This window comes from Nocardioides sp. YIM 152315 (genome assembly GCF_029210375.1).
In the GTDB taxonomy this organism is placed as follows: Bacteria; Actinomycetota; Actinomycetes; order Propionibacteriales; family Nocardioidaceae; genus Nocardioides.
Map to the genome: position 1 here is coordinate 29353 of NZ_JARGER010000042.1, position 15917 is coordinate 45269.

Here is a 15917-nt window from a genome sequence, read left to right on the forward strand (position 1 = left end):
CGCTCAACGGTCGGGCTCGAGCGCCTGTCGAGTCATCGCGGTGAACTCGTCGATGGCACTGTCGGCAGCTTCTCGGTCGCCGGTCAGTGCCATCTCGAACAGGATACCCCGGCCCACGGCCAGGCACAGGCGCGCGAGCCGCTCGGCCCGCGACTCGTCGGTGACCCGCGCGAACCCCCTGCTGAATCCGGAGAGCCAGGCATCGGTCAGGACGTGCCGGAGGTGCTCGGCGTACGGCTTGCCGTACATCGCGTGCGCGGACAGTTCGTAGAACAACGGGGCGAAGGTGCGAGCAGTCTCCGCGACGTGGTGCCAGTACGCTCGACCGGCCTCGACCGGGTCGTGGCTTCCGGCTAGGCGCTCCTCCAGCGCCCGTCCCTCGGCCTCGCAGACCGTGCCGATGACGGCCGCGAGCGCCGGCGCCGGCAGCGGGTCGAGGCCGCGCAGACCCAGTCGCGCCGCCTGGCCCGACTCGTGTTCATCAGCTCGCCGCGCCTCGCGTCCCTGCGCGACCGCGCTCTGCGGTTCGCGAGCATGGAGCAGATGGGCGCGCCGCTCATCAAGGATCTGCGTGAACCGATCTGATCATGACCGCCCGCCACCGGGAGAGCCACCGGGAGCGTGACCCTTCGCGCTTCCATGGATCTCGACGTGGGGCGCGCCCTGGTCAGCACAGTCGAGGTCGGTGCGGGGTCGCCGCCTCGTCGCCTCAGCTGGTCGGTGCCCGCCCGTTCCGGCCGGCGCTCGCCCCTTCCTGCTCCGCGTGCGCGAGCGTGCACCGGGCGAGCACCCAGAAGAGCGCGACGAGCATGACCTGGAAGACGGCGTCGACCACCCGCGTCACAGCTGGACCGCCTGCACCCGCGGCGACGGGCTGCAGGAGCAGTACTCCGAGCGTCGCCCAGGGGAGCCACCTCGGGACGAATGCCGCGCGGCGGGCGGCAAGCGTGACCAGGAACGGTCCGATCAGGTAGCCGATCACCGCGACCGGCGTCAGCCCCAGGATGCCTGGACTCACGTCGAGCTGGTGGAGGTAGTCGCGCATGGCGGAGTCCGGCCCGGCACGGGTCGCGGCGAGGGTGCTCAGGTCGACCGCGGTCAAGACCGACATCCCGACCCCACCGAGCGCGACCAGACCCCCTGCCACGGTGGCGAGGGTGGCGCCGCGCCCGCGGATCCGAGCGACGACTGTCAGCAGCCCGAGAACGAGCGCGACGAAGCCGAGGATCGTGAGCAGCGCGCTCGCGGTGACGCGGACATCGGTCCCCGACATCTGTTGCAGTCGCTCGGCGGGGCCCCCGCCCGGCGTGGTCATCAGCCGGCCGAGCGCCAGTAGGACCGCGCTCACGACGAGGCCGGCGAGCCCGGCGCGAGTGCGTGGGTCGACGACAGCTTTGCTGCTTCCCGGTTGGATGGTCATGGTCATGATCGGCTCCTCTGTATCGGCGACGGTTCGCATGGGACGGTTGGAGTGTGGAGACTCGGAGCCGTGCAGCGCGTCCTCATGCGGTGCGATCTCCGGTCGGTCATCCGGCGTAGGCGAGGGAACGGGGTCTCCGCCTCAGTGATGACGCCAGCTGGCCCCGGCGCTTTCTACACTTCGAGCCATGGACTGGCCGCCGCGCTCCGACGTGGGCATCGCTGCGCTCCTCGTCGCATGTGCGGTCGCCGAGGTGGTCACCGGCACCGTGCGTGGAGCGCTGCCGGTCACGCTTGGGGTCGCGGTCGCATCGCCAGCCGCGCTCGCATGGCGCCGGAGCGCTCCCGTAGCGGCTGCTCTCGCATGTGCGGGGGGTGTCGCCCTCAAGACGGCGTTCGGCCTTCGCCTCGACGGGCTTGCCCTCCTCGCGGCCCTGCTCGTGGCTGCCTACTCCGTGGGTCGGCACACCGCACCGCACCGCGCGGCGGTGGCGGTGGCGGGGATTCTGTCGCTGGCGTGGCTTTCGCTGTTTGGTCTCCCACCCGCGGATCAGACCCTCGCCAACTACCCGTTCATCGCCCTGTGGGTGGGTGGCCCGGCGATCGCCGGTGCGGCACTGCGGGCACAGCTGGAGCGCACCGCGACGCAGGCCGCGCGGGCCGCGCGCGCGGAGATGGCCCGGGAGCAGTATGCCGCCGCCGCGGTCATCGACGAGCGCGGACGGCTCGCGCGTGAGCTGCACGACACCATCGCGCACGCCGTGAGCGTGATGGTGCTGAACGTGGGCGCCGTACGCAGCCGGTTGCCCGGGTTCCTCGTATCCGAAAGCGACGCGCTCGCTCGGGCCGAAGACCAGGGCAGGCGCGCTATTGCCGAGCTGCGTCAGCTGCTCGGCATCCTGCGCACGGAGGGGGAGCGCGAGACCCTGGAGCCGCTGCCGACCCTGGCCGCGCTCGACGAGTTGGTGGGTCAGTCTCGTGCGGTCGGTCTGGACGTCCAGCTGCACGTGCGGGGAAGCCCGCCGTCGCTGTCGCCGGGTGTGGAGGTCTCGGCGTACCGCATCGTCCAGGAAGCACTCACCAACGTGCGCAAGCACGCGCGGGCGCGGCACGTCCTCGTGGAGATCGGGTACGAGGAGCAGATGGTGTCGCTGCTCGTTGCCGACGACGGAGTCGGAGCCGGGGACGGAATCGGGTATGGCGCTGGCCACGGCCTGATCGGCATCCAGGAACGGGTGGACCTGCACGGTGGCCACCTCGACGTCGCCTCGCCGCAGTCGGGTGGATTCCGGCTTCGAGCCGAGCTTCCGGTGGCGTCGCTGTGAGTGCCGCGGCGGTCAGGGTGCTGCTCGTGGACGACCAGGAGATGGTTCGGGCCGGCTTTCGGTTGCTGCTGGAGCAACCGCCGGATCTCGTGGTCGTAGGGGAGGCGGACGACGGGCCCAGCGCGTTGACCAAGGCGCAGCGCCTGCGTCCCGACGTGATCCTGATGGACGTCCGGATGCCACGGATGGACGGGATCCGCACAACGCGGGAGATACTCGGACAGCTACCGGAAGCACGCGTGATCGTGCTGACTACCTTCGACGTGGACGACTATGTCTACGACGCCATGCGCGCCGGCGCGAGCGGATTCCTGCTCAAGAGCGCACCAGCCGAGACCCTGGTCCGTGCGATCCGCACCGTCGCGGCAGGGGATGCCCTCCTGGACCCGGCGGTGACCCGACGGGTCATCGAGCGATTCGGCAGCCTGTCCGCCGCCGAGGTCCGGCCCTCCCCGGACCTTGCCCTGCTCACGAAACGCGAGTGCGAAGTCCTGACTCAGATGGCGAAGGGGCTCTCGAACGCCGAGATCGCTGGGGAGCTCGTCGTTTCCGAAGCGACCGTCAAGACGCATGTCGCGCGGGTGCTCGCCAAGCTGAGGCTGCGCGACCGAGTGCAGGCCGTGGTCTACGCCTACGAGAACGGGATCGCCCGTCCCGGGGCCTAAGCGCGGACCCTGGGTCACCCGTGACCCACGACGGTATGACGAACGACCCCCGACACTGGAAGACGACAGAGGGCATCTTCCTGGCCAGGGATCGCTCTCAGTGGCGGCGCCTCACCCTGCCCATTGACAGGAGCGGCCTACATATCAGATGTCGTAGTAGTGATCTACGCACCGGTGTTGACCTGCGCAAACGCGGGTTCAGCTGGCGCTGGGGCCTCCGTGGGGCCGCACGTTGCCGAGTTCAGATCGCGACCAGGGCGGTGACCTTGGCCAGGTCGTCGGCGTGCAGGTCGCGCTCGACCTCCAGGTCGTAGTCGGTCTGGATGTTGATCCAGAACCGGTCGTCGAGGCCGAGTGCCTTGGACAGACGAAGGGCGGTGTCGGTGGTGATGGCGCGTTTGCCGCGCACGATCTGACTGATCCGGGTCTGGGGGAGACCGGTGGCCTGGGCGAGGCGGTACTGGCTGATGCCGAGTGGCTCCAAGAACTCGGTCAACAGGATCTCACCCGGGGTGATCGGGTCGTGCGCCTTGGAACTGGGTGCCTTCGTCGTGATGGCCATGCTCGTCTCCTCTCGTGGCGTTCAGTGGTAGTCGGCGATCTCGACGTCGATCGGGCCGGAATCGGTCCAGACGAAGCAGATCCGATATTGATCGTTGACGCGGATGGAGTATTGGCCGGCCCGGTCGCCGACCAGCTTCTCCAAGCGGTTGCCGGGAGGCACCCGCAGGCTGTTCTGAGGCCGCGTTGAGGAGCCGGAGCTTCTTCTGCGCGGCCCGTTGCAGTTCGGGTCCAAGGGCCCGGACGTGTTCGCGGTTCCAGACCCTCTCGGTGTCCGAGTTCTTGAAGGACCGGGTCACGAGACGATGCTAACGCGTGACGATACTATCGGCAAACATGGGCAACTGCGCGGGCTCGTCGACTCGGCGCCAGGCAGGGATGTGCAGGTCACGGCTCTCAGGTGTGCACTCGATGGCGTCCTGGTTCTCGCTTGAGCCTGTCCAGGCCTCGGTCGCGCGGACGCTCGGGTGCGTCGCTGGTGAATGCCGGCAGACGGTCCGGTCCCGGACCCCGGGATGTAGGAGGCTGGTGTGGATGGCTGGCTTCGCGTGATAACTCGGATGCATACCTTGAAGCCGAGGTTCGCAGCTCATCAGGTGGATGCCCGCAGTCTCTGCCTCAGGCCGGAGGACCTTGGCAGCCAAGCGACCTTGGAAGACGACGCCGTCGGTCAGACGGTCCGTCGCGTCGACTCAGACCTGGTCTGGGGTCGAGCTAACGATGAATGCCTCGGCCAGGACGTCGAGGAGGAGGTCGAAGGAAGCAACGGTGTCCACCTCCGGATTGAGAGCGTGGTGCAGCTGCAGGCCTTCCATCGCGCCCATCACGAGGTGAGCGAGTGCCGTGGTGTCGACGTCGTCTCGCAGACCGCCGGATGCCGCCGCGGCGTCGAGGGGCTCGACGAACTGGCTGGTCACCCGACGGTACCGATCGACGAAAAAGTCGTGGGCGGGATGGGCGGGGTCGATCGACTCGGCGGCCAGTGTGATCTGGAGCTGGAAAAGGCCGGGGCGTTGGAGTCCTTGAACGAGCTCCTCGCGTACGAAGGCGACGCTCTCGTCGATGGTTAGCAGCGGGTGTCCGGGCTGATCTTCCTGGTCGAAGCGATCCAGGACGGCGAGGAGGAGCGCGTTCTTGGAGCCGAAGTGATGCAGGACGCCGGCCTGGCTCATGCCGACGCGCTCGGCGATCTCGCGCAAAGATGCGCCACGCTCGCCGCGTCGCGCGAAGACGGCCATGGCCGCGTCCAGGATCCGCGCCCGCTGGCCTGGGGTCTTCGCGTACTGGCGCTGCCCGGTCGTGGGAGTGCTCATGACGTCACTCTAAGGATGGGTGGAACAAAAACCTAGCGCATATTCGGTTTCTTGCTAGCGTACGGCCCTACCCACACCGTCGCGAGGAGATCGCCCGATGACCAGCACCCCCGGCCGCTACCCCGACGGCTTCGTCTGGGGGGTGTCCACGGCGGCCTACCAGGTAGAAGGTGCGGTCGCGGAAGGCGGTCGCGGGATGTCGGTCTGGGACACCTTCACCGCCCAGCCGGGGCGCATCGCCGACGGCAGCAGTGGCGCGGTTGCCTGCGACCACTTCCACCGCTTCGGCGAGGACGTCGCGTTGATGCGCGAGCTGGGCGTGGATTCTTACCGTTTCTCGATCTCGTGGTCGCGGGTCGTGCCGGACGGCCGGGGACCGGTCAACTCAGCCGGACTCGACTTCTACGACCGTCTGGTCGACGAGCTCGTCGACGCTGACATTGCCCCGAGTCCGACCCTGTTCCATTGGGACACCCCGCAGGCGCTGGAGGACGAGGGAGGGTGGCTCGAGCGGGATACCGCGCACCGGTACGCCGAATACGTCGAGCGGGTAGTGGACCGGATCGGTGACCGGGTGTCGCGCTGGATCTCGATCAACGAGCCGCGGGAGGTCACGATGCTCGGCTACGCGCTGGGCGTGCACGCCCCCGGGCGCAGCGACCTGTTCGGCGCGTTGCCGGTCGCCCACCACCAGCTCCTCGCACACGGCCTCGGCGTACAGGCGCTGCGGGCGGCGGGAGCGCGGGACATCGGGATCGCGGTGAGCCACTCGCCGACCTGGCGCGCGAGTGATAGCCCGGATGATGTGGCCGCGGCGGATGCGTTCGACGTGCTCAACAACTGGCTCTTCTCCGACCCGATCCTCACCGGTACGTACCCGCCGGACTGGGCCGAGATGATGCCGGTTGAGGACGGCGACCTGCCGACGATCGCGACACCGCTGGACTGGTACGGCGTCAACTACTACAACCCGACCCGGGTCGGCGCTCCCGTCGATGGCCCGGACGAGGTCGACGGTATTGCCGTACCGGATGGGCTGCCGTTCTCCTTCCCACCCATCGAGGGGGTTCCGCTCACCGACTTCGGTTGGCCCGTGGTCCCCGCTGGCGTGACCGAGCTGCTCATCGCGCTACGGGAGCGGTACGACGAGAAGCTGCCGCCGCTGATGATCACCGAGAACGGCTGCTCCTACGGTGATCGGCCGGACGCGGCCGGCCGCGTCGCCGACCAGCGCCGCATCGACTATCTCGACGCCCACCTACGCGCCCTGCGCGCGGCCGTGGACGCGGGCGTCGACGTGCGTGGGTACTTCCACTGGTCGATCCTCGACAACTTCGAGTGGGCCGCGGGGTACGAGCAGCGCTTCGGTCTCGTGCACGTCGACTTCGAGACCCAGCGCCGGATCCCCAAGGACTCCTTCCGGTGGTATGCCGATCACATCGCCCGGGCTCGCGCGTGAGCACGGCGCGCTGCACCGAGGTCGTCGAGCCGACGACTCCGGTCGACACACGATGGCTGTGGCTCTTCGGCCTCGCCTGGCTGGGCTTCTGGCTGCTGGTCATGCTGCCCGGCCAGATCATGCTCGCCCAACTGGCGAAGTCCATCCATCCCGGTCGCAAGGTCGAGCTGGTCAGTCTCTTCCAAGCGGTGATGCTGCTGACGGTCGTGCTGGTCGTACCGCTGGTCGGTTATCTGTGCGACCGGACAGTGCTGGCCTGGGGGCGACGTCGGGTCTGGGCCGTGGGCGGCTTCGCGCTGGCGTCGGTGACCTTCGTCCTGGTCGGGTTCACGGAAAGGGTGCCGCTGGTGTGTCTGCTGCTGGTCCTGGTCGCAGTCGGCGAGGCCTGCGTACTGGTTGCACTCAGCGCAATGATCGCCGACCAGGTCCCGGTCGCGCAGCGCGGCCGGGCGTCGGCCGCGTTCGGCGTCTCCCAGGTGCTCGCGCTGGCTGGGGGCATGGTGGTGGTCACCAGCGTCATCACCGACGTCACCACCGGCTGGCTGGTGATCGGAGTCGCTGCCCTTGTCGTCTGCTTGCCGTTCCTTCTCGGCCGTCGGGAGCCGGCCCCGTCGCCGACGGCTCGCGTGCGAGGTGGGCTGCGCCACAACATCGCGCCGCCACGCCTCGCCGAGGCGCGGGACTACTACTGGGCGATGGCGACGCGGGTGCTGATCAACGCGGGCAATCTCGTCGGCACGACCTATCTGCTCTACTACGCCGATGACGTCCTGCGCCGCTCGAACCCCGACGCAGCGGTGCTGGCGCTGACGCTGGTCTATTTGATCTTCTGCGTCTTCGCCACCTACGCGGCGGGCGTGGTCTCGGACCGGCTGCTCCGCCGGCGTCCGCTGGTGGTCGCCGGCGGAATGCTACAGGTGCTCGCCGCCCTCCTGCTGGTGGTCTCGCCAACCTGGGGAGCGACGATGATCGCAGCGTGCCTGCTCGGGATCGGCTACGGAGCCTTCCTCTCAGTCGACCAGGCGTTGACCACCGACGTGCTCCCGCAGCCCGAGACCCGAGCGCGTGACCTCGGACTGGTCAACGCCGCTCAGCATCTGCCGATCGCGCCCCTGGTCGGCTTCACGGTGCTCGCGGTGACGGGGGAGAGCTACCGTGCCCTGTACGCCGCCGCCGCGGCGGTCATGGTGATGGGCGTGTGGTCGGTGACACGGATCAGGGGGGTGCGGTAGCCGATGCGAGCGATCCTGGTGCTCTTCGACACCCTGAACCGGCGCTACCTCCCGCCGTACGGCGCCACCGGCGTGGAAGCGCCGAACTTCGCCGACCTGGCCCGGCGCGCGGTCACATTCGACAACGCCTACGGCGGCTCCATGCCGTGCATGCCCTCACGACGCGAGCTGCACACCGGACGACACAACTTCCTGCACCGCGCGTGGGGACCGCTCGAGCCCTTCGACGACTCGGTGCCGGAGATGCTCACCCGAGCGGGCGTCTATACCCATCTGACCACCGATCACCAGCACTACTGGACCGACGGGGGCGCGACCTACCACCCGCGGTTCCGTACCTTCGAGTTCTTCCGCGGCCAGGAGGGTGACGAGTGGAAGGGCCACGTCGCGGACCCGCCGGTCCCGGACAACCTTTCCCCGACGACCACCAACGCCGAGCTGCGCCGCCAGGACCGGGTCAACCGGCTCTACATGGGCACCGAGGCAGTGCACCCGCAGACGCTCACCTTCGATGCCGGGCTCCACTTCATCGACACCAACGCAGGGGAGGACAACTGGTTCCTCCAGATCGAGACCTTCGACCCGCACGAGCCGTTCTTCACCTACGAGGACTACCGCAAGCTCTACGACACCGGCTACGACGGCCCCGAGCTCGACTGGCCCGACTACGTACGCGTCGCGGAGTCACCACAGACCGTCGCGCACGTCCGATCCCTCTACTCTGCGCTGCTGACGATGTGCGACCGCAACCTGGGTCGGGTGCTCGCGGTGATGGACCAACACCAGATGTGGGACGACACGATGCTGATCGTCTGCACCGACCACGGGTTCCTCCTCGGTGAGCACGACTGGTGGGGCAAGAACGCGCCGCCGTTCTACGACGAGACCATCCATCTACCGCTCTTCCTCTGGGACCCGCGCACCCGGGTCGCGGGGGAGCGGCGCTCGGCGCTCGTGCAGACCATCGACCTGGGGCCCACCCTGCTCGACCACTTCGACGTCCCCGCGACGCCGGACATGCACGGCCGGACACTGCGCGCGACGGCCGCCTCCGACGAGCCGGTGCGCGAAGCCGGCCTTTTCGGCATCTTCGGGGGCCACGTGAACGTGACCGACGGGCGCTATGTCTATATGCGCGCGCCGGCGAACCCGGGCAACCGGCCACTGGCGGAGTACACCCTGATGCCCACTCTGATGCGCGGCCGTTTCCCGGTCGAGACACTGCGTGAGGCGACGCTCGCCGAGCCGTTCTCTTTCACCAAGGGCGTTCCGGTCCTGCGCGTCCCCGGCACCTCCTACACCGACCCCCATGCCTTCGGCACCATGCTGTTCGACCTCGAGGCAGACCCGCTCCAGGAGCATCCCCTGCTGGACGATGGCGTCGAGCTGCGGATGGCCACGCTGCTGCGGGACCTCATGGTGCGCCACGACGCGCCGCCCGAGCAGTTCGAACGGATGGCGCTACCGCCCGTGGGACCGGTGATGTCCGAGCATCTGCTCTGCCGCGTCCAGCAGGATCAGGTGCAGACCTCACGGCTGCGACCGCCGCGCGCCTCCGACTTCCCATCAGGTCGTCTCGACGTCACCGCTCCGGTGGCGACCCTGCTCGCCGACCCCGCGGCCGGCCAGGTGCTCCGGCGTCACCTTGGCGACCTGGTCGACGGACCGCTGCCCGACGAGGTGCTCACGATGGGACTAGTCGACATCGCCGGCGTCGCGGTCGGCATCATCCCCGACGCCGCACTGCATGCGATCGCGCAGGACCTGACCCAACTTTGACCTGCGACTCGGGGGGACCGGCCCGCCGATGTCAACGCAGCGGATCGAACACCGCAAGCTCCCCGCGAGGTGAGCGCTCGGTCGCTAGCTGCCGCTCGGAGAACTGGTCCCGTCGGCGCGCTGCTCGTCCTCCGAGAAGACCGGTTGAGGTCCCAGCGCTTCGGGAGTCTCCACGCTTGAGGTTCGCGGCGCAGGTGCGGTCTCGGGCCAGCCTTGTTCCGGCTGCTTGTCCGCCGATCAGTGTCACCGTCGGGCACGATGGCGGCCCGTTCCGGATGGACGCTCCGCCGAGCGTGATCGGGCGAGCTCCTGCGACCTGGAGCTGTTGGTTCGCCTCCGCGTCGCGCGGGGAGAGATCGGCGCCGGCAAGCGTGCGAGGGTCAGGATGGCAACGATCGTGATGGCTGCCAGGCCGAGCGCGACGAGGTGGGCATGCCGGATCAGGAAGGTCTCTCGATGAGTCGCACGAGTGAACTGAACGGCCTCGCGGCGTGGTGTCGGTCGAGGCGGTGCTGGGCGCGGCGGATCCCTACCGCTCGGCCGAGCTGCGCGACGGTCGATCGCGACGACGGCGCTCACGGATGTGCTCAGTGATCCGCCCGAGCGTGTACTGGCACGCGACCGCCATCGCTAGGAGAACAAGCACCTTCCAGGCGATGTCCACAAGCTCCCCCTTGCGATACGAGATGGACTGTCGATGATGCGCTCGCGGACGCATTCGCACTGACTGAGCGTCGGCGCGGTCAACGCTGCGGATCGAAGGGCTTCAGCTGTGGCGGTGTGGTCTGAGCGATGATCTGCTCGGCCAGGAGCTTGCCGGTCACGGGCCCGAGCGCTACCCCCCACATGCCATGGCCTCCGGCAACGAACACGCGCCGGTCCTGAGTTGCGCCGATCAGCGGAAGGCCGTCGATGGTGCACGGTCGGGAGCCGACCCATTCGGTGCGGCGACGGTCGAGGTCCACGCCGTCCAGAAGCGGGCGGAGGGTGTCGACGATCGCGCGGATCCTGCGTGGGTCGAGGGGCTCGTCAGGCCGTCGGAACTCCATCATCCCGGCGACCCGGAGAAGCTCGGTGTCCTCCTCGCCGTACGGCGGCTCCCCGATCGGGTAGAGCGGTTCGTGCAGCGGCGTGCACGCGATCCGCTGGTTCGGGAAGTACACCGGGCTGGTCGGCACCTGCGTCCCGGTGACCGTGAAGGAGTATCCGCGTCCTGCTTGTACGAGCTGCTTGACGCCGAATCGCCGGGCCAGCCGCCCCAGGGCCGCGCCGGTGGCCAGGACCACGGCGTCGTGTCGGTGTCTGACGCCACCGTTGTCGGTCAGCCAGACCGCATTCGGTTCGGCGTCGACGTCGTCGATGCGGATCCATTCGCGCAGCTTGCCGCCTCGCGCGATCACCGACTGGGTGAGCGCTCGGATGAACTGGGGAGGGTGGATGTACTTCTGGCCGTGGATGGCGACCGCGGCACGGACTTCGTCGCTGACGCTTGCTTGTGCCTGTTGGACCTGCCCACCGGTCAGGTAGTCGAAGTGGACCCGTTGACCCGCGTCCTGCATCCGGCGCAGCTCGCTGAGCATGGTGGTTGCTTCGCCGGTGGTGCGGAAGCAGGCGAGGAACGGCCGAGCTTCATGGGGGCGCGGCGTCGCGTCGGCGTCGGCGAGGTCGGCGAACGCGCGGATCGCCATCTGGTTGATGGGAGCGTAGGCCGCGACTCCGCGACTCCACCTACGGTGCGTGCAGTGCAGTGCGAAGCCGGTCAGGAATCGCCACAGCGCCGGGTCCAGTCGTGGGGGTACGAACACGGGGGAGGACGGTCGGAGCGCGGACCTGAATCCGTATCGGAGGACGTCTGGTTCCGGGAGGGGGACGGTCAGCCCGGGGGTCAGCCAGCCGGCGTTTCCCCACGATGCTCCGCTGGCGGCATGGTCCGCGTCGTACACGGTGACGGCGGCGCCCCGATCCTGGAGGAACCAGGCCACGGACAGCCCGACGATGCCAGCTCCGACGACGGCGATGTCGTTCGGCCTCCCCGGCGTCCGATGTGGAACCGCGGTGGAGACGGACGATCCCGGTGCTTCACCGAGACCTGGCCGGCGCCTCGACCCGAGGCTGCTGACTCCCCGAGACCTACCGGTGGTGGTCGAGTCCATGCGGCCGTCGGGAGTGGTCGTGCGTCGCCTCGGTCGGTGGCTTTGGTTCATGTCGTTGCTCGTTTCGTAGTGGCGCTCGCGCAAGCGTCGAAGACGTCGCGTGATCGGGTCGCTGGGTCCGGGGGGCGAAGGCGTGGATGGTCAGCGGTTCGCACATCCGATGCACGTCGCCGCCCAAGGACGGAACTCGATCCGACCTGGTGGGATCGGGTCGCCGCACCGTGTGCATGAGCCGTAGGTGCCGGCCACGACTCGCTCCTGAGCGGCGGCGATCTCGGTCAGAGTCTGCAGCAGCGCCGTTCGCTGTGCTGCGATGACCGGGTCGTCGGCGGCGTCGGGCAAGTCACGCAGTTGCTCATACTTGGTCCTGGCTGAGCAGCTGAGGGCTGAGTCCGCCAGAGTCCGGTCGTGGGCGGTGGGGGCGTCCGGGTGCACGATGGTCCTCCTTGATGCCTGTGGCGTCCTGCTGGGTGAGTTCACGAGATCTCCTGGGGTCGAGGTGCTGCGCGAGAGTCGCTCGCGGTTGCCGCGGGTGGCTGGGTTCGCTTCGCTCAGATGTCGAGTGCGCAGTAGGTGCACAGCCGCGCCCACGGACGGTCCGTGAGCACTGCGAGTCCGATGTGCTCGGTACACGTCAGGCACCGCCCGTAGGAGCCGTCGGCCAATCGCGCATGAGCCTGCGTCGCATCTCGCGAGATCTGTTGGAGCCGCGTCCGGTACGCGAGCGTGCGGTGTCCGAGCTGCTCTGCTGGCGGCAGCGCTTGAAGACGAAGGTCCGCGGCCTGGACGATCGCCTCGAGCCGTTGGGGAGCGTCGGTCGGCAGTGCGACCGTGTCGTCGAAGCGCGACCCGGTCTTGCGTCTGAACGACGCGAAGAGGCCGAGCTCGAACCATGGCTCTTCCGTGCCGCGCTCACCGCCGCCATCAGGTCCGTTGTGACCCATGTGGACTCGGGAGCCACCCTGGGCTGCCGTCATCGGCGGAACCTCGCTTGCGGTCGTGACGGTGTCGTCTATCGGGGCTGGCGAGACAGTGTCGGTCGCCTGGGCGGCAAGCCATGCACGGTCGGCTCGCGTGATCCGCGGGCGCACTACACGCCGCCGAGTTCGGGGAGTCGTGTGCCTTCTGGCGTAGGCCCGGTCGGTGTCGGGATCGGTGCAGTTCCGGTCGACGTCGCGGTTGAGCCAGAGCGTGATGAAGAGACCTGACCAGCGGCCCATGGTGGCAGTGCGGGGGACTTCGTTCTGCATTGTGTTCCTCCCGGTTCTCGATCGGACGACTGTCGTGCTGTCGCCCTGCGTGGGTGCGCTGACGAGTTGTGCGTGTCGCACCGGTGACGTGCCTTCGTGCGGCGGGTTTCGCGATCGCGTTGATGGGTCGCACGGAAGCGACCACCGTGGTCGGTGCCGTTCTCGGTTGCGCGGAGTCGAGCTGCTGAGGGTGGGGTCCGACGAGGGTTTGGTGGAGACGCGTGTCAGTTCGGTCGGCAAGAACGGCACAGCGGCGCCCACGGGCGCGGCGGGACCTCGCTGAGATCGCTCCGACGTCCGCATCGGTCGCAGTCGCCGTACGTACCGCTCCGCAGCTGCTCCTGCGCTGCACGGATGGCCGTCAGGATGCGTCGAACACTGTCGCGGTGCGCCCGCGCGACCAGGTCCGATACGGGCGGAAGTGCTCTGAGCTGGACTTCGCGTGCCGCGGCAGCGGTGGCCAGCTCCTCGGCGACTCGATCCAGTACGGCGTTTGGGAGTGAGGTTGCCGCGCCCGCATTGCGCAGCAGATGTGGGTGTGCCCGCATGAGTTCTTCCTGTCTACGGGTAGGCCGACGCCGCGGTCCCGCACGGACGAAACCGCTCGGCCCGAGGGCGCAGGGCCGGCCCAACTAAGGGTGGGTGCAGACAGGTCAGCGCGGCGGGGCGCGGTCGACGCTTCGACGTAGGACGTCGAGGCCACGAATTCCGCGTGCGATCTCGCTCAGCTCGATCGCCAGGAGAGCGGCACCCGACGGCACATGCGACGGCTCAGCCGTCACCTCTCGTGCCTCGAACTTCGGTGCCATGGCCGGACCATAACACCTCTGCCCGGCTGGTGGTCCGTCGCGCTGCGGTCGCCTCTGCGACCACGCCGCTCTACGAAGCCCTGAACATGCTAGGCCGCGGTGGCAGACGGCGGCGTGTTCGACAGGCGTTGCCCCCGATCGTTGGCGGGATCACCTTGTCGCCATGTGATGAGGAGGAAGATCAGGAGCACGAGGAAGATCGCGGTGAGCATCACAGCTCCGACCCGTCGGGCCTTCTGCGCTGGGCTGAGTTCGGAGAAGCGCCTCATCGTGCAGCCCCTTTGATCGTGACGATCACGGGTGCAGCAGCCATTGGTCGACGGATCGTCATGCGACGCGGTACTCCTCGGCGTCCGTGGTGCGGAACGACATGCCGTGGCCCGGCCCGACTGGGGGAGTCAGTTCTCCGTGCTCGGGATCCGGGCAGGGCTCGAAGAGGCGCTGTTCGATGCGGACGTGGTCGTGGAAGTACTCCAGGTGCCGCAGCCGGGGGGTCAGGGCGGCGACCGGGAGTGAGAGGTAGGGCGCACAGTGCCCGCCCAGTGGTGAAGCTGGTCGCGCATGCGATGGTCGTCGTAGGTCGTGAAGCCGCCGCTGCCGTAGACGGGGACCGGCCCGGGTCCGGCTGCTTCGCCGGCGGCGTCTGACGTGGTGGACCAGAGATCGACGAGGGACTGGTCCTTGAGTCGGCCGGCGAGGTCCCACAAGGCGATATCGACCGCCGAGATAGCCATCCCGACCGGGCCCGGTCGTCCTGCGTTGCGGATCGCGCGGACCATGGCTTCCCAGGCGCCTTCGACGTCGAGTGCGTCGCGTCCGGTCACGACCGGGCGTAGCAACTCGTCAACGACTGCGGCTGCGGAGCTGGGTGCGTAGGTCCAGCCGATACCGGTGGCGTCGGCGGCGCTTGCCTCGACGAGGATGAGGGTGGTGCTGTCCCAGGCGAGGGTGCCGTCCCCCTCCGGAGCGTCGGTGGGGATGGTGTAGACCGACGTGTCCAGTCCGGTCACGGTCAGAGCGCGACTGGGCGAGCGCGTCATGTGTCATCGCCGCCAGTGAGCAGCTCCTGGGCCTTGGTCTTGATGCCCTCCTTCAGCACGCCCCAGCGGCTGGGGTCACCCTTGATGAGTGCCTTGGCGGAGGCGGTCATCTGGTCGAGGGTGGCGTGCGGCGGGATGGGTGGGATGTCGGGGTCGCAGTGGACGTTGAGCACGTAGGGCCGGTCGGCGGCCAACGCGGTCTTCCAGGCGCCGGCGAGCTCTTCGGGGTCGGTGATCGTGATCGCGCCGAGACCGACCGAGGTCGCGAACTCGGCGTAGGAGACGTCCGGGAGGGCTTGGGACTCGACGAACTTCGGGGTTCCGCCCATGGCGCGCAACTCCCAGGTGACCTGGTTGAGGTCGTTGTTGTGCAGCACCGCGATCACCAGCCGTGGGTCGGTCCATTCCGGCCAGTAGCGGGAGATGTGATGAGTTCGCGGTCGTCATGCTGACGTCGCCGCCCGCGAGCACCTGGCGTGCGAGCTCGTCGAGGAAGTGGACCTCTGGGCCTGCGAGCTCGTACGCGCCGTTCAGGGGCGCACCGAGTGCCAGTCGGACGATCTCAGCGGCCACGTCGTCTGCGGCGACGGGCTGCAACCGGACGGGCGGGAGGCGTACGAGATGCGTGGTGGCGACGTGGTCGACGAGACGCGGCATGAACTCGTACAGCATCGTCGTGCGTAGCAGCGTGTGGGGCGTGGGGCCTCGATGACCAGGCGTTCCTGCGCGGCCTTCCCGCGGAAGAACTCGCCGTCGATGCTCTGCGCGCCGATGATCGAGACGCCGACGTAGTGCTGCACGCCAGTCTCGTGCTCGGCGAACAGCACGTTGCGGGTGCAGGTCTCGAAGAAGTCGTGGGCCTGCTCGTAGTCGTAGGCCGGCCGGTTCATGTTGGTGGCGTCGACGACGACG

At 68.6% G+C, this 15917-nt stretch carries 17 protein-coding genes; 5 read left to right on the forward strand and 12 right to left on the reverse strand.

All coding sequences use genetic code 11. From position 1 onward, the window contains the following. Positions 1 to 3 precede the first annotated feature (3 nt). Together PZ894_RS17785 and PZ894_RS17790 are read right to left on the reverse strand one after the other, a co-directional pair. Positions 4 to 276: a hypothetical protein gene (locus tag PZ894_RS17785; RefSeq protein ID WP_275746848.1), complete on the reverse strand. Its 273-nt coding sequence runs from the start codon at positions 274 to 276 to the stop codon at positions 4 to 6. A 433-nt stretch (positions 277 to 709) separates the two neighbouring features. Continuing rightward, positions 710 to 1426 carry a hypothetical protein gene (locus PZ894_RS17790; protein WP_275746849.1) on the reverse strand — a complete coding sequence of 239 codons (717 nt, stop codon included), beginning with the start codon at positions 1424 to 1426 and terminating at the stop codon, positions 710 to 712. Between the two features lie 181 nt (positions 1427 to 1607). Here PZ894_RS17790 and PZ894_RS17795 point away from each other — a divergent pair, with 181 nt between their 5' ends. Together PZ894_RS17795 and PZ894_RS17800 are read left to right on the forward strand one after the other, a co-directional pair. Next, the gene (locus PZ894_RS17795) at positions 1608 to 2744 is read left to right on the forward strand and encodes a sensor histidine kinase (RefSeq protein WP_275746851.1); all 1137 of its coding nucleotides are present in this window, start codon (positions 1608 to 1610) and stop codon (positions 2742 to 2744) included. A gap of 26 nt (positions 2745 to 2770) precedes the next feature. Next, the gene (locus PZ894_RS17800) at positions 2771 to 3409 is read left to right on the forward strand and encodes a response regulator transcription factor (RefSeq protein WP_345799161.1); all 639 of its coding nucleotides are present in this window, start codon (positions 2771 to 2773) and stop codon (positions 3407 to 3409) included. Positions 3410 to 3650: 241 nt separating this feature from the next. On the opposite strand, the gene PZ894_RS17805 is transcribed toward PZ894_RS17800, so the two are convergent. The 3 genes from PZ894_RS17805 to PZ894_RS17815 form a co-directional block, all read right to left on the reverse strand. Next, on the reverse strand, positions 3651 to 3971 hold the full coding sequence (locus PZ894_RS17805) for a HigA family addiction module antitoxin (protein ID WP_275746855.1): 321 nt from the start codon (positions 3969 to 3971) through the stop codon (positions 3651 to 3653). A 21-nt stretch (positions 3972 to 3992) separates the two neighbouring features. Next, positions 3993 to 4133 carry a type II toxin-antitoxin system RelE/ParE family toxin gene (locus tag PZ894_RS17810; protein ID WP_275746857.1) on the reverse strand — a complete coding sequence of 47 codons (141 nt, stop codon included), beginning with the start codon at positions 4131 to 4133 and terminating at the stop codon, positions 3993 to 3995. A 529-nt stretch (positions 4134 to 4662) separates the two neighbouring features. After that, positions 4663 to 5283: a TetR/AcrR family transcriptional regulator gene (locus PZ894_RS17815; RefSeq protein WP_275746859.1), complete on the reverse strand. Its 621-nt coding sequence runs from the start codon at positions 5281 to 5283 to the stop codon at positions 4663 to 4665. A gap of 97 nt (positions 5284 to 5380) precedes the next feature. On the opposite strand from PZ894_RS17815, the gene PZ894_RS17820 reads away from it, so the two are divergent. Genes PZ894_RS17820 through PZ894_RS17830 form a run of 3 tightly spaced genes read left to right on the forward strand, consistent with a single transcriptional unit; the run spans position 5381 to position 9753 of the window. Then, entirely contained in the window at positions 5381 to 6742 is a 1362-nt protein-coding gene (locus PZ894_RS17820) for a GH1 family beta-glucosidase (RefSeq protein ID WP_275746860.1), read from the forward strand. Then, entirely contained in the window at positions 6739 to 7974 is a 1236-nt protein-coding gene (locus PZ894_RS17825) for an MFS transporter (RefSeq protein WP_275746862.1), read from the forward strand. Before PZ894_RS17820 ends, PZ894_RS17825 begins: the two co-directional genes overlap by 4 nt. 3 nt (positions 7975 to 7977) lie before the next feature. Next, a complete protein-coding gene (locus tag PZ894_RS17830; RefSeq protein ID WP_275746864.1) occupies positions 7978 to 9753 on the forward strand; it encodes a sulfatase in 1776 nt (591 codons plus the stop codon). 743 nt (positions 9754 to 10496) lie between these two features. Here PZ894_RS17830 and PZ894_RS17835 read toward each other — a convergent pair. The 7 genes from PZ894_RS17835 to PZ894_RS17865 all read right to left on the reverse strand — a co-directional run bounded on the left by PZ894_RS17835 (position 10497) and on the right by PZ894_RS17865 (position 15895). Continuing rightward, on the reverse strand, positions 10497 to 11957 hold the full coding sequence (locus tag PZ894_RS17835) for an FAD-dependent oxidoreductase (protein ID WP_345799162.1): 1461 nt from the start codon (positions 11955 to 11957) through the stop codon (positions 10497 to 10499). 500 nt (positions 11958 to 12457) lie between these two features. Then, positions 12458 to 13156 carry a TraR/DksA C4-type zinc finger protein gene (locus tag PZ894_RS17840; RefSeq protein WP_275746865.1) on the reverse strand — a complete coding sequence of 233 codons (699 nt, stop codon included), beginning with the start codon at positions 13154 to 13156 and terminating at the stop codon, positions 12458 to 12460. Between the two features lie 653 nt (positions 13157 to 13809). Further along, positions 13810 to 13965, reverse strand: coding sequence for a hypothetical protein (locus tag PZ894_RS17845; protein WP_275746866.1), 156 nt, complete (start codon positions 13963 to 13965; stop codon positions 13810 to 13812). Between the two features lie 89 nt (positions 13966 to 14054). After that, a complete protein-coding gene (locus PZ894_RS17850) occupies positions 14055 to 14177 on the reverse strand; it encodes a hypothetical protein (protein ID WP_275746867.1) in 123 nt (40 codons plus the stop codon). A gap of 282 nt (positions 14178 to 14459) precedes the next feature. After that, the gene (locus PZ894_RS17855; protein WP_275746869.1) at positions 14460 to 14975 is read right to left on the reverse strand and encodes a hypothetical protein; all 516 of its coding nucleotides are present in this window, start codon (positions 14973 to 14975) and stop codon (positions 14460 to 14462) included. Between the two features lie 26 nt (positions 14976 to 15001). Next, positions 15002 to 15391 carry a thiamine pyrophosphate-dependent enzyme gene (locus PZ894_RS17860; RefSeq protein WP_275746871.1) on the reverse strand — a complete coding sequence of 130 codons (390 nt, stop codon included), beginning with the start codon at positions 15389 to 15391 and terminating at the stop codon, positions 15002 to 15004. A 144-nt stretch (positions 15392 to 15535) separates the two neighbouring features. Then, on the reverse strand, positions 15536 to 15895 hold the full coding sequence (locus PZ894_RS17865) for a hypothetical protein (protein WP_275746872.1): 360 nt from the start codon (positions 15893 to 15895) through the stop codon (positions 15536 to 15538). Positions 15896 to 15917 lie beyond the last annotated feature (22 nt).